This is a genomic window from Streptomyces hokutonensis (assembly GCF_000376565.1).
Taxonomy (GTDB): domain Bacteria; phylum Actinomycetota; class Actinomycetes; order Streptomycetales; family Streptomycetaceae; genus Streptomyces; species Streptomyces hokutonensis.
The window spans coordinates 253,305-266,898 of sequence record NZ_BARG01000018.1 but is presented as its reverse complement, the minus strand read 5'-3'; the positions used below and the strand labels follow the sequence as shown (position 1 = coordinate 266,898).

At 70.6% G+C, this 13,594-nt stretch carries 11 protein-coding genes; 8 read left to right on the top strand and 3 right to left on the bottom strand.

From position 1 onward, the window contains the following. Positions 1–96 precede the first annotated feature (96 nt). On the bottom strand, positions 97–1,371 hold the full coding sequence (locus SSP08S_RS09320; RefSeq protein ID WP_019067316.1) for an extracellular solute-binding protein: 1,275 nt from the start codon (positions 1,369–1,371) through the stop codon (positions 97–99). Between the two features lie 361 nt (positions 1,372–1,732). Here SSP08S_RS09320 and SSP08S_RS09315 point away from each other — a divergent pair, with 361 nt between their 5' ends. Both SSP08S_RS09315 and SSP08S_RS09310 read left to right on the top strand, forming a co-directional pair. Further along, a complete protein-coding gene (locus SSP08S_RS09315) occupies positions 1,733–2,767 on the top strand; it encodes a LacI family DNA-binding transcriptional regulator (protein ID WP_019067315.1) in 1,035 nt (344 codons plus the stop codon). Between the two features lie 131 nt (positions 2,768–2,898). Then, complete coding sequence (locus SSP08S_RS09310; RefSeq protein ID WP_019067314.1) at positions 2,899–3,759, top strand: phosphatase PAP2 family protein; 861 nt, start codon at positions 2,899–2,901, stop codon at positions 3,757–3,759. Positions 3,760–3,959: 200 nt separating this feature from the next. On the opposite strand, the gene SSP08S_RS55060 is transcribed toward SSP08S_RS09310, so the two are convergent. Beyond that, entirely contained in the window at positions 3,960–4,919 is a 960-nt protein-coding gene (locus tag SSP08S_RS55060; RefSeq protein ID WP_102133304.1) for a LysR family transcriptional regulator, read from the bottom strand. 72 nt (positions 4,920–4,991) lie between these two features. On the opposite strand from SSP08S_RS55060, the gene SSP08S_RS09300 reads away from it, so the two are divergent. Further along, positions 4,992–5,924, top strand: coding sequence for a DMT family transporter (locus SSP08S_RS09300; RefSeq protein WP_019067312.1), 933 nt, complete (start codon positions 4,992–4,994; stop codon positions 5,922–5,924). Here SSP08S_RS09300 and SSP08S_RS09295 read toward each other — a convergent pair. Beyond that, positions 5,921–8,920, bottom strand: coding sequence for a bifunctional [glutamine synthetase] adenylyltransferase/[glutamine synthetase]-adenylyl-L-tyrosine phosphorylase (locus SSP08S_RS09295; protein WP_019067311.1), 3,000 nt, complete (start codon positions 8,918–8,920; stop codon positions 5,921–5,923). The two genes, SSP08S_RS09300 and SSP08S_RS09295, sit on opposite strands and share 4 nt — an antisense overlap. A 218-nt stretch (positions 8,921–9,138) precedes the next feature. Between SSP08S_RS09295 and SSP08S_RS09285 the strand changes: the two genes are divergently transcribed. The 5 genes from SSP08S_RS09285 (at position 9,139) to SSP08S_RS09265 (ending at position 13,578) form a co-directional block, all read left to right on the top strand. Then, positions 9,139–9,651 (top strand): pyridoxamine 5'-phosphate oxidase family protein, encoded by a 513-nt coding sequence (locus SSP08S_RS09285; protein ID WP_019067309.1) that lies wholly within the window; start codon positions 9,139–9,141, stop codon positions 9,649–9,651. A 67-nt stretch (positions 9,652–9,718) separates the two neighbouring features. Beyond that, entirely contained in the window at positions 9,719–10,159 is a 441-nt protein-coding gene (locus SSP08S_RS09280; RefSeq protein WP_019067308.1) for a VOC family protein, read from the top strand. Between the two features lie 161 nt (positions 10,160–10,320). Further along, on the top strand, positions 10,321–11,196 hold the full coding sequence (locus SSP08S_RS09275) for an alkaline phosphatase family protein (protein ID WP_019067307.1): 876 nt from the start codon (positions 10,321–10,323) through the stop codon (positions 11,194–11,196). A gap of 1 nt (position 11,197) precedes the next feature. Further along, on the top strand, positions 11,198–12,562 hold the full coding sequence (locus SSP08S_RS09270) for an MFS transporter (protein ID WP_439654572.1): 1,365 nt from the start codon (positions 11,198–11,200) through the stop codon (positions 12,560–12,562). Beyond that, positions 12,559–13,578 carry a TolB family protein gene (locus SSP08S_RS09265; protein ID WP_019067305.1) on the top strand — a complete coding sequence of 340 codons (1,020 nt, stop codon included), beginning with the start codon at positions 12,559–12,561 and terminating at the stop codon, positions 13,576–13,578. Before SSP08S_RS09270 ends, SSP08S_RS09265 begins: the two co-directional genes overlap by 4 nt. Positions 13,579–13,594: the final 16 nt, after the last annotated feature.

Below are 13,594 nucleotides of genomic sequence, written 5' to 3'. Positions count from 1 at the left end.
CCTTCTGGAAGGTCAGGAGTTGGGCCGGTGCGCAGGCCGGGGGCCGCCGGATCCCTCCCCCCAGGCTGCTGCTTGGGGATCCGGCGGCCACCAGGACTACTTGCTGAAGTCCGGGACCAGCTTCTGGATCGCGAGTTCGGCGTTGCTCAGGCCCTTGGTGAGGGACTCCTTGCCGCCGGCGATCTTGGGCAGCTCGGTGTCCAGCGGACCCCACAGCGAGCTGTACTCGGCGAGCGCCGGGCGCGGCTGGGCGGCGCTCAGGACGCTCTGGAAGCCGGCGATGCCCGGGTCGGCCTTGACGGCGGCGGTGTAGGCGTCGTCGCGGGTCGGCAGCGTCGAGTTCTTCAGCGCGATCGTCGACTGGGAGGCGGCGGAGGTCATGAAGTTGAGGAACTTCAGGGACGCCTTCTGGTGCGCGGAGTCCGATCCCGCGTAGACCGAGAGGTTGTGACCGCCGGTCGGGGCGCCGGACTTGCCGGTGGAGCCGGCCGGGATCTGGGCGATGCCGAGGTTGGACTTGTCCTTGAAGGCCGAGCCCTTGTAGAAGTTCGTGATCTCCCAGGGGCCCTGGATGATCGAGGCGACCTGGCCGTTGACGAACGCGTCCTGGATGTGGGCGTAGGCGTCGGCGGTGGTGTCGGCGTCGTGCAGGCCCTGGCCGGTGAAGAGGCTGAGCCAGGTGCCGTAGGCCTTCTGCGCGGCGGCGGAGTTCACGGTGATCTTCTTGGCGGCGGCGTCGACGGTGTCGGTGCCCTCGCCGTAGAGGAAGGTCTGCGCGTAGTAGGCCTGGGTCGAGCCCCAGTAGCCGTACACCTTCTCCTTGGCGTCGATCTTGGAGGCGTCTGCCTTCAACTCGTCCCAGGTGGTGGGCGGTTGGGTGATGCCGGCCTTCTTGAAGATCGCCTTGTTGTAGACGAGGGCGAGGGTGTCGGTGACCAGCGGCACGCCGTACGTCTTGCCGTCGTACTGGGCCTGGGTGATCAGGTTCGGCTTGAACTTGGCCTGGTCGGCGAGGGCTTCGGTGCCGTCGAGCGGCAGGAAGTAGCCCTTCTTCGCGAAGGCGGGGGTCCAGCCGACCTCGGAACGCAGCACGTCCGGGGCGCCCTTGGAGCCGGCGGCGGTGTCGAACTTGTTCTGCGCCTGGTCGAAGGGCACGTTGACGTACTTGACCTTGATGTTCTTGTTGGCGGCCTCGAACTTGGCGACCAGGGCCTTGTACGTGGGTGCCTCATTGGTGGCGTTGGAGGTGTCCCACCAGGTGATGGTGACCGGCCCGTCCGCCTTGCCGCTGTCACTGTCACTGCCGCCGCAGGCCGTCGCCGCGAGGGCGAGGGACGCCACCAGAGCGGTGGCCGCTATGCCACGCCGCATGAGTTCTCCTTGAGGGTGAAAGCCCGTGTGCCGCAGGGGGCGGGCCCGTCCGCCGCCCCTGCCACTCGCCGACCGCTCCTTCGCCGCCGCCGGGCGTCGCCGAACGTAACAGCGATGAAAGCGTTGCGAAAGTCCTTGCTGCAAAAAACTGCAAGACGGTCGGAGAGTTACCCGCCCGTGACCTCTCCTCGATCCGGGTGAAACCGAGTATTGATGCGGCTCAGCGGGCGATGAGACACTTGTGCAAGACTCTGCAAGCTCTTGCCGCACGCCGTATACCGACCAGAAGCCCACCAGAACACGAGGGATCGCGATGACGCAGCAACCCGCAGCGCGCCGACGGCCGGTACAGTCCACTCCCGTGACCACACGGCTTGCCGACATCGCCGCCCAGGCGGGGGTGAGCGAGGCGACCGTCAGCCGCGTCCTCAACGGCAAGCCGGGCGTCGCCGCCACCACCCGCCAGTCCGTCCTCGCCGCCCTCGACGTACTCGGCTACGAGCGTCCGGTACGGCTGCGGCAGCGCAGCGAGGGCCTGGTCGGCCTCATAACGCCGGAGCTGGAGAACCCGATATTCCCCGCCCTGGCGCAGGTCATAGGGCAGGCGCTGACCCGGCAGGGCTACACCCCCGTCCTCGCCACCCAGACCCCGGGCGGGTCCACGGAGGACGAGCTGACCGAGATGCTCGTCGACCGCGGGGTGGCCGGCATCATCTTCGTCTCCGGACTGCACGCGGACACCTCCGCGGACATGCAGCGCTACGAGCAACTGCGGGCGCAGGGCGTGCCGTTCGTGCTCGTGGACGGCTTCTCGCCCAAGGTGCAGGCGCCGTTCATCTCGCCGGACGACCGCGCGGCGATGACCCTCGCCGTCACCCACCTCGTCTCCCTCGGCCACACCCGCATCGGTCTGGCGCTGGGCCCCAAGCGCTTCGTACCCGTACAACGCAAGATCGAGGGCTTCGTCCGCACGATGCAGGACCAACTGGCCCTGACCGCCGAGGACGTGGAGACCCGGCTGGTGCAGCACTCGCTGTACACGCTGGAGGGCGGGCAGGCCGCCGCCGCCGCGCTGATCGACCGCGACTGCACGGCGATCGTGTGCGCGAGCGACATGATGGCCCTCGGCGCGATACGGGCGGCCCGGCAGCGGGGACTTCAGGTGCCCACCGACGTCTCCGTGGTCGGCTTCGACGACTCCCCGCTGATCGCGTTCACCGACCCGCCGCTGACCACGATCCGCAAGCCGGTGCCGGCGATGGGACAGGCGGCCGTGCGGACGTTGCTGGAGGAGATCGGCGGGACGCCCGCGCCGCACAGTGAGTTCGTGTTCATGCCGGAGCTGGTGGTGCGGGGTTCCACGGCTTCGGCGCCCGGGGAACGGAATCGTCCCTAAGGGGGAGAAACCGCGGCCGTTTCCAGTGCGCTGGTAGTAGTACGGGGACTCTTCTCGTCGTAGAACATGCGAGCCGGACCCGACCAAGGGATGATCGGTCGCGGAAGCCTTTTCTGGCAGACTTTGTGTCTATGGGTGAGACCACCGTGACGACATTGGAAGGCCGTGAAGAAGCCGTTCCGAGCCCCGTCGCGGACGCCGCGGGGCAGGGTTTCCTGCGCCGGTTGCGGACTCCGCGCCGGCCCCGGCTGTGGTTCGAGATCCTGCTGATCGCGGTGAGTTACTGGACGTACTCACAGATCCGCAACGCGGTTCCGGAGCAGCGGGGCCAGGCCCTGCGCAACGCCGACTGGATCTGGCGGGTGGAGAACGACCTCGGCATCGCCGTCGAGCAGTCGGTCAACCACGCGGTGAACTCGGTGACTTGGCTGATCGTCGGCATGAACTACTACTACGCGACACTGCACTTCGTGGTGACACTGGGCGTCCTGGTGTGGCTGTACCGCAGTCATCCGGGCCGGTACGCGGCGACCCGCCTGGTCCTCTTCGCGACCACCGCCGTGGCCCTGGTCGGCTACTACTTCTTCCCGCTGGCCCCGCCCCGCCTGATGACCGGCGGCCACTTCGTCGACACCGTCATGGTCCACCAGACCTGGGGTTCGATGGCCTCCGGCGACCTGAAGCACATGTCGAACCAGTACGCCGCGATGCCCTCCATGCACATCGGCTGGTCCCTGTGGTGCGGCCTGACGATCTTCACCCTGGCGAAACTCCCCTGGGTCCGCATCCTCGGCCTCCTCTACCCGGCGGCCACCCTCATGGTCATCGTCTCCACCGCCAACCACTTCTGGCTCGACGCGGTGGGCGGCATGCTCTGCCTGGCCTTCGGCTTCGCCGTCTCCCGCGTCTGGTACGGCGCCTTCCCGTACGCCCTGCCCCGTACGGTGGCGGTACGGGGAGCGGACGGGCTCTGGCTGCCGACCAAGGCGTAGCCCGCCCCGGGCCTGTCCGGCGGATCATGCCGGAGACGCGGGGTCCGGCACGCCCTCCCCACTGCCTCAAGGCGTAGGAAGACCCCAGCTGCGTTGCCGTCGGCTGCCGACTCACCCGGTCTCGGCTCCGCTCGACCGGGAGGGACCCTCATCGCGTCGGCGCCCTCCTCCGCCTCGCAGCTGCACGCGCCAGAACCCGCTCACCTGTGCTGATGAGGCGCCGCCGCTTTCCTCCGACCCGATCCGCCGGACAGGCCCTGGTCCGAGACGGGTCCCCCGGTCGCCGCGTCCCGCAGCGCGCGCAGAAACGCCCGCAGGGCCGGCTGTGGCGGTGCCGTCTCGCGGACGGCCGCGTGGATGGTCCGCACCGGCTCCGGATCCCGTACGACCCGTACGACCACGTCCGGGTGGCGGCTGCCCAGCCCCAGCCGGGGAATCAGGGTCACCCCGAGGCCCGCCGCCACGAAACCCTGAGCCGTCACGTAGTCCTCGCTCTGGACCGCGAACCCCGGCCGGAACCCCGCCGCGGCACACGCGCCGAGCTGGGCGTCGAGACACGGCCCCGGCCACTCGCTCCCGACCCACGCCTCCTCGGCCAGCTCCCGCAGCTCCACACTCCGCCGCGCGGCCAGCCGGTGCCCCTTGGGCAGCACGGCGAGATACGGATCGTCAAGCAGCTTCACCAGCCGTACGCCGTCGGGAACACGGGACTCCCCCACGACCAGCGCGACATCCGCCCGCCCCTCCCGCACGTCCGGCAGCGGGTCCTCGGGGTCGGTCAGCTTCAACTCCAGCCGTACTCCCGGGTGTTCGGCACGGAGCCGGGCCACGGCGGGGGCGACCAGGGCGGCACCGGCGGTGGCGAAGTAGCGGACCGTGAGCTGCCCGGTGCGCCCCGCCACCAGGTCCGCCAGCGCCGTCTCCGCCTCGGCGACCTGCCGCCCGATCGCGTCCGCGTATCCCGTGAGCAGCAGCCCGGCCGCCGTGGGCCGCACCCCGCGCCCCACCCGCTCCAGCAGCGCGGTCCCGGCCTCCTTCTCCAGCGCCCCGACCTGCTGGCTCACCGCGGACGGCGTGTAGCCGAGCCGGGCCGCCGCCGCGGTCACCGAACCGCTGTCCACCACGGCCCGCAGCACCTGCATGCGTCGCACATCAAGCATGTAGGAGAGGTTAACAGTGGCTATAGAATCCTTCGCTTGTGCTGAAAGGTCGGACTGTCCGACCGTGGACCCATGCAGCCCGCCTCGACACTCCGCATGGCCGCGCTCGCCCTCCTGTGGGGTTCGGGCTTCCTGTGGATCAAACTCGCCCTGGACCACGGCCTCTCCCCCGCCCAGATCACCATCACGCGCTGCGCCCTGGGCACACTGGTCCTGCTGGGCCTGGCCCGTGCCAAAGGCCAGCGCCTCCCCCGTGACCGCAGGACGTGGGGCCGGCTCGCGGTGGCCGCCCTCTTCTGCAACGCCGTCCCGTTCGCCCTGTTCAGCGTGGGCGAGCAGACCGTCGACTCCGGGCTCGCGGGCGTCCTGAACGCCACAACTCCCTTGTGGTCCCTGCTGATCGGCATCGCCCTCGGCACCGACCGCGACCTCGGCCGCGCCCGCCTCACCGGCCTCTTTCTCGGCTTCGCGGGTACGGTCCTGATCTTCGCCCCGTGGCAGCGCTCGGGCCTGGCGAGCTGGGGCGCGCTCGCCCTGCTGGCCGCCGCCGCGAGCTACGCCGTGGCCTTCGCCTACATGGCCCGCAAACTCACCACCGGCCAGGCCCCGTTGGCGGTCTCGGCGGCGCAGTTGATGGCGGCCACGGCTTGGACGACCCTCGCCCTACCGGCCGCGGGCCCGGTGCACCCCGACCTCACGGCCCTCCTCGCGGTGACCGCCCTGGGCGTCCTCGCCACGGGCGCGACCTTCTATCTCAACTACCGCCTGATCGCGGACGAGGGCCCGACGAGCGCCGCAACGGTCGGATATCTACTGCCGGTTGTGTCGGTGTCGTTGGGGGCGGTGCTGCTGGACGAGAGGGTGGGGCTGCGGGTGGTGACGGGCATGGCGGTGGTACTGGCGGGCGTAGCCCTGACAAGACACCGCTCAGTGCAGGCTTTTAGGGGCGCGGGGAACTGCGCGCCCAGCCCCCACCGGCGGTCAGCCAACAAACAACCCGTCTAGGCCCCATAGAACAACACGTCGACCACACCACGCGCCCGCCGAGTAGTCCGCCGATAGTCATCCAGCATGTCCCCCACATGCCCCGGCCCATACCCCAAGTACCGCCCCACAGCAGCCAGTTCACGCGGATCAGAAGGAAACGTGTCCCCCGCCCGCCCCCTCACCAGCATCACCGCGTTACGAACCCGCGTGGCCAACACCCACGCCTCGTCCAAGGTCTCCGCGTCCTCGGCCGAGATCAGCTCGGCGGCACACGCGGCGGCAAGTGCACCGCGGGTACGGGTGGTCCTCAGCCCCGGCTCGACCCACCCGTGCCGCAACTGCATGAGCTGCACGGTCCATTCGACGTCGGAGAGCCCCCCACGCCCGAGCTTGGTGTGCAGCGTGGAGTCCGCGCCACGAGGCAACCGCTCGGACTCCATCCGGGCCTTGAGCCGCCGGATCTCCCGTACCGCGTCGTCGCCGAGCCCCTCGGCCGGATACCGCAGCGGATCGATCAGTTCGATGAACCGGCGGCCCAACTCCTCGTCCCCGGCGACGGGTTCGGCCCGCAGCAGCGCCTGCGACTCCCAGACGAGGGACCACCGGCGGTAGTACGCCTCGTAGGAGTTCAACGACCGTACGAGCGGCCCCGACTTGCCCTCGGGACGCAGGTCCGCGTCGATCAGCAGGGGCGGGTCCGAGCTGGCGACCTGGAGCAGTCTGCGCATCTCGGAGACGACCTTGTTGGCCGCCTCGGAGGCCTCGCGCTCGGGCACGCCCTCGCGGGGCTCGTGCACGAACAGGACGTCCGCGTCGGAGCCGTAGCCCAGTTCGTGGCCGCCGAAGCGGCCCATGCCGATGACGGCGAAGCGGGTGGGCAGGGTGTCGCCCCAGGTCTCGCGCACGACCGCGCGCAGCGTGCCGGCGAGGGTCGCCGCGGTGAGGTCGGAGACGGCGCCGCCGACCCGGTCGACCAGGGCACCCTGGTCGGCCGCGGCGGGCTGCGTCTCGGTGCCGTAGGAGCCGACGATGTCGAAGGCGGCCGTACGGAAGAGTTCGCGGCGGCGGACGCCGCGGGCGAAGGTGACGGCCTGGACGGCGTCGTCGGCGCGGCCGACCGCGGCCAGTATCTCCTGGTCCAGGTGGGCGCGTTCGCGGGGTTCGAGGCCGCTGCCGCCGTCGCCGTCGCCGAGCAGGGCGACCGCTTCGGGGGCGCGCATCAGGAGGTCGGGGGCGAGGCGGCCGGCCGACAGGACGCGGGCGAGGTTCTCCGCGGCGGCGCCCTCGTCCCGCAACAGCCGTAGGTACCAAGGGGTCTTGCCGAGCGCGTCGGAGACCTTGCGGAAGTTGAGGAGGCCCGCGTCCGGGTCGGCGGAGTCCGCGAACCAGCCCAACAGGACGGGCAGCAGGGTCCGTTGGATGGCGGCCTTGCGGGTGACGCCGGAGGCGAGGGCCTCGATGTGGCGCAGGGCCGCCGCCGGGTCGACGTAGCCGAGGGCCACCAGGCGTTCGCGGGCCGCCTGGGCACTCAACCTGGTCTCGCCGGGGGCGAGTTGGGCGACCGCGTCGAGCAGTGGACGGTAGAAGAGCTTCTCGTGCAGACGTCGTACGACGGTCGCGTGGCGCTTCCACTCGCGGTTCAGCTCGGCGACCGGGTCGGTGCGCAGGCCCATCGAGCGGCCGAGGCGGCGCTGGTCGGCCTCCTCGACGGGGACGAGGTGGGTGCGGCGCAACCGGTAGAGCTGGATGCGGTGTTCCATGGTGCGCAGGAAGCGGTAGGCGTCGTCGAGCCGGGCGGCGTCCTCGCGGCCGACGTAGCCGCCGGCGGCGAGGGCCTGGAGCGCGACCAGCGTGGTGCCGCTGCGCAGCGAGATGTCGGCGCGGCCGTGCACCAACTGGAGGAGCTGGACGGCGAATTCGACGTCCCGCAGGCCGCCGGGAGCGAGTTTCAGTTCGCGGTCGATCTCGGCGGCGGGGATGTTCTCGACGACCCGGCGGCGCATCTTCTGCACGTCGGTCACGAAGTTCTCGCGCTCGGCCGCCTTCCACACGAGGGGTTCGAGGGCGGCGACGTACTCCGCGCCGAGCCCGAGGTCGCCGGCCACCGGGCGGGCCTTCAACAGGGCCTGGAACTCCCAGGTCTTGGCCCAGCGCTGGTAGTAGGCGAGGTGACTGGCGAGGGTGCGGACCAGGGGGCCGTTGCGGCCCTCGGGGCGGAGGTTGGCGTCGACGGGCCAGATGGAGCCCTCGACGGTGGTCTCGGAGCAGATCCGCATCATGTGGGCGGCGAGCTTGGTGGCGGCGCGGAGCGCCTTGCCCTCGTCGGCTCCGTCGACGGCCTCGCCGACGAAGATGACGTCGACGTCGGAGACGTAGTTCAGCTCGTGGCCGCCGCACTTGCCCATCGCGATCACCGCGAGCCGGCACAGCGCGGCGTCGTCGGGGGCTGCGGCGCGCGCGATGGCGAGCGCGGCGCGCAGGGTGGCGGTGGCGAGGTCGGCGAGTTCGGCGGCGGTCTGCGCGAGGTCGGTGGTGCCGCACACGTCGCGGGCGGCGACGGACAGCAGGCAGCGGCGGTAGGCGACGCGGAGGGCGACCGGGTCGGTGGCCTCGGCCAGCCCGCGTTCGAACTCCTCCACCCCGGGGTGGAGGTCGCGGGGCTCGTACATGACGAGGGCGTGCCAGTCGCGCGGATGCCGGGCGAGGTGGTCCCCCAGGGCGGCGGAGGCGCCGAGTACGCCGAGCAGCCGGTCCCGCAGGGGTTTCGCCGCGATCAGTGTGTCCGTCAGCTCGCGCCGGGCCGTGGGCTCGGGCTGCGCCTCCAGGAGCCGTACGAGACCCTGAAGGGCGAGGTCGGGGTCGGCGGTGGCGCCGAGGGCCTCCAGCAGGACCGGGTCGTTCCTTATCGGCGCCAGCTCCGTGCTCTCCAGGAGCCGCTCGGCGGCCGAGGGATCGGTGAAGCCGTGCCGCAGCAGTCGCGTGAAGGTACTGCTCCTGCGTCCCGGCGCCGTCATCCTCGGCCTCCCTCGGATCAAGGTCGTTCGGATCTGGGTCGTTCGGATCTACGTCGTTCCGATCTAGGTCGTAACGTCCCGAGCCTAACCGCAGGTGCGGGTGGTGGCCCCGGGGCGTGCGGCGATGAGTTCCGGAGGGGTACGGGGTCTCCCCTACGGGACGACCGACGACTCCGGGAGAAGCCGATGACGTACGACTCAGGGACTAGGGGTATCCGATGACCGACAGCGCACCGCAGACCCGTCTCGACCCCCGCTACAGCGACCCGGCGGCCACCGCGACCGACTGGGCCACGGCCGAGGCGCGGCTCGCGCGGGCCGAGCAGTTCTGGATCTCGACGGTGCGGCCGGACGGGCGGCCGCATGTGACGCCCCTGCCCGCGGTGTGGGCGGACGGGGCGCTGCACTTCTGCACCGGGCCCGAGGAGCGCAAGGCGCGCAATCTCGGCGACAACCCGCACGTCGTGCTGACGACCGGCACGAGCACCTGGGACAAGGGGTACGACCTGGTCGTCGAGGGCGCGGCGGTGCGGGTCACGGACGAGGACCGGCTGCGGGGGCTGGCCGCCGGGTGGGAGGCGAAGTACGGCAGTTTCTGGCACTTCGAGGTGCGGGACGGGGCCTTCCAGCACGGTGGCGGATCCGCGTTCGTCTTCGCTGTGGCGCCCCGCACGGTTTTCGGCTTCGGTAAGGGGGAGCCGTTCAGCCAGACGCGGTGGCGGTTCGAGTGACGCGCCGGCGAACGCGCCTCACACATGTGCCCAACGTGCCCAACATGCCTGACAAAGGAGTCAAGCCATGGACATGACCCTCGAAGTGATCCTGTTGCCGGTCTCGGACGTGGACCGGGCCAAGGCGTTCTACCAGGACAAGGTCGGCTTCCACGTCGATCTCGACGGCGAGGTGATGGAGGGCGTACGGATCGTGCAGCTCACGCCGCCGGGGTCCGGCTGTTCGATCGCGCTGGTCGACGGCCTCCAGGTGCCGACCGGGACCCCGCAGCCAGGGACGTACCACGGCATGCAGCTGTGCGTGCAGGACGCGAAGGCGGCCTACGACGAGCTGACCGCGCGCGGGCTCGAGGTCAGCGAGCCGGTGCAGTTCTCGCCGCAGGACGGGGCGACGTTCATGTACTTCAAGGACCCGGACGGGAACGGCTGGGCGATCCAGGAGTACCGGAAGCGGGCCACCGAGCCGCTGCATCAGGTGCTGGCCCAACTGGCCGGACCACAGCAGTAGTTCACCACTTCTTCATCCGGCGGGTTGGGGGTGGTGGGATGCGGGCATTTTGGCGTGTGCATGCTCTGTCCGCACCGTCACCCCCGTCCTCCCCCCACCCGGAGGTTGAAGTGTCCGGCAGTTCTGGAAGTTCCGGCAGTTCCAGCGGTTCCGTCGGTTCCGTGTACCGCCGCGGTCGCGCCGTCGTGGCGTCCGCGCTCGCCTTCTCGGCAGCCGCCGTCGGGGTCTGGACCGGTTTCGGCACCGCCTCGAGCGCGCATGCCGCGACCGTGGTGCCGACCCCGGACCACGTCGTCGTCGTGGTGATGGAGAACCACGCCTACAGCCAGGTCATCGGCTCCTCCAGTGCCCCCTACATCAACTCGCTCGCGTCCGGCGGCGCCGCCCTCACCCAGTCGTACGGGATCACCCACCCGAGCCAGCCGAACTACTTCGCCCTGTTCTCCGGCTCCACCCAGGGCATCACGAGCGACAGCTGCTACACGGCGGGCTTCTCCTCGGCCGCGAACCTCGCCTCCGAGGTGACGGCGGCGGGCGGCACCTGGGCCAGCTACAACGAGACGCTGCCGAGCCAGGGTTCGACGACGTGCAGCAGCGGCAACTACGCGCGTAAGCACAACCCCTGGTTCGGTTTCTCCAACGTCGCGACGTCGACGGCGAAGACCTTCGCGCAGTTCCCCACGGACTACACGACGCTCCCCGACATCTCCTTCGTCACGCCCAACCTGTGCAGCGACATGCACGACTGCTCGGTGGCGACCGGCGACACCTGGCTGAAGAACAACCTCGGCGCATACGCCACTTGGGCCAAGACCCACAACAGCCTGCTCGTCGTCACCTTCGACGAGGACAACCTGCTCAGCGGCAACCGCATCCCGACGGTCTTCTACGGCCAGCCGGTGACCGCGGGCGCCACGTCCTCGACCACGTACAACCACTACAACCTGCTGCGGACCCTGGAGGACTCCCAGGGCCTGTCCACCCACGCGGGCAACGCGGCCTCGGCCGCGGACATCACCGGCATCTGGGCGTCCTGAGATGTACGTGGCGGACAGCCGCGCCAACGCCGACCCGAGCGCCGGGGGTACTACGGGTACTACTGCCGCCCCGAGTACCGGGGGTGCGGGTATTACGGGTACTACCGCCGCCCCGAGTACCCGGGGTGCGGGTACTACGGGTACTGCGGCGCGGGTGTCCGCCGGAGTCGCCCCCACCGTCCTGGCGCTCGGCGCGGTCAGCCTGATCACCGACGTGTCGTCCGAGATGGTGACCGCGGTGCTTCCCCTGTACCTGGTGACGGGCCTCGGCCTCTCCCCGCTGGGCTTCGGTCTCCTGGACGGCATCTACAACGGCTTCTCGGCACTCGTCCGGCTGGCCGGCGGCCACCTCGCCGACCGGGGCGGCGGCCGGCACAAGTGGGTCGCGGGCATCGGCTACGCCGTCTCGGCGGCCTGCAAGCCGCTCCTCCTCCTGGCCCACACCCTCACCCCCATCGGCCTGATCCTGGCCGCCGACCGCACGGGCAAGGGCCTGCGCACGGCACCGCGCGACGCGCTGATCTCCCTGTCCTCCACCCCGGAGAACCGGGGTCGTGCCTTCGGCGTACACCGCGCGATGGACACGGCGGGCGCGCTGCTCGGCCCGCTGGTCGCGTTCCTGATCCTTCGGGCGACGGTCGACGGGTACGACGCGGTGTTCACGGTGAGTTTCTGCGTGGCGGTGGTGGGGGTGCTGGTGCTGGTCCTTTTCGTGCCGGGTGGCCGGGCATCGGCGTCGGCATCAGCACCGGTGCCTTCGAGCCGCCCCACCTTGCGCGCCGCCTTCGCCCTCCTCGCCCGCCGCGACCTGCGCCGTATCACCATCTGCGCGCTGCTCCTGGGCCTGGCGACGGTCAGCGACTCCTTCGTGTACCTGCTCCTGCAACGCCGCCTCGGCGTCCCCGACCGCTGGTTCGCCCTGCTCCCGCTGGGCACGGCGGCGGCGTTCCTGCTCCTCGCCGTACCGCTGGGCCGCCTCGCGGACCGCGTCGGCGGCTGGCGGATCTTCCTGGCCGGCCACGGCGCCCTCCTCACGGCCTACGCCCTGCTGCTGACCTCCTGGCACGGCACGGCCCTCCCCTACGCCGTCCTCCTCCTGCACGGCGGCTTCTACGCGGCGACCGACGGCGTACTGATGGCGGCGGCCTCGGACAGCGTGCCGGAGGAACTGCGCTCGTCGGGCCTGGCGCTGGTGCAGACCGGCCAGGCGGCGGCGCGGTTCGTGTGCTCGCTGGGCTTCGGCGCGGCGTGGACGCTGTGGGGCGACCGTACGGCGCTCATGGCGTCGGCGGTGGCACTGGCGGTCTGCGCGGTGTTCGCCCTGAGACTCCGCCCCGGCCGATCCGTCCTGGAGCCCGCCCGATGACCCTGCGAAACCGCATCCTGATCCTCGCCACGGCGATCGTCCTGCTGGCGGGGATCGCCGTGGCCTCGGTACTCCACGCGTCGGCGCGTGCCGGGCAGCGGGACCAGGTCCAGCCCGACGGCCCACGGGTCACCGCGGGCCGCGTCACCCTCACGTCCCCCGGCACCATGGTCTTCCGCAACATGGCCTGGGGCCCCCACCGAGACGAACTCACCACGGTGCCAGCCTCCACCCCCTCCGCCCCACGCACCGCCTCCGGCCTCAAGTGCCTCCGCTTCTACGCCAGTTCAGGCACCGGAGTCTGCCTCCAGGCGGTCCACGGCACGGTCACGGACACCTACCGCGCCCTGATCCTCGACGCCCACCTCAAGGAAAAGGCCCACTACGACGTCCCCGGCATCCCCTCCCGCGCCCGCGTCTCCCCCACGGGCCACTTCGCGACCTGGACGGCATTCGTCGGCGGCGACTCCTACGCGGGCACGAACTTCTCCACCCGAGCGGCGATCGTAGACACGAGGACGGGCCGACTGACCCCGTCCCTGGAGTCGTTCCACATCCTCAAGAACGGCCACACCTACCACGCGGCCGACGCCAACTTCTGGGGCGTGACCTTCGCAGCGGACGACCGCACGTTCTACGCGACACTGGCGACGAAGGGGACGACGTACCTGGTCAAGGGCGACCTGAAGGCGCACACGGTCACCACCATCCACACGAACGTCGAATGCCCGTCCCTCTCCCCCGACGGCACCCGCATCGCCTACAAGAAACGCGTGAAGGGCCTCCCGAAGGACGCCCCGTGGCACCTGTACGTCCTCAACCTCCGCACAATGCAAGAGACTTCGCTGGCCGAACCCCGCAGCGTCGACGACCAGGCGGTGTGGCGGGACACCCACACGATCGTCTACGCACTGCCCGGCGACTACGGGGCGGACCTGTACGAGGTACCGGCGGACGGCAGGGGAAAGGCCGTGCGAATCAGCACGGCGGCGGTGTCTCCTGCATTTGTGAAATAGGGCGAACCGGGCCGAG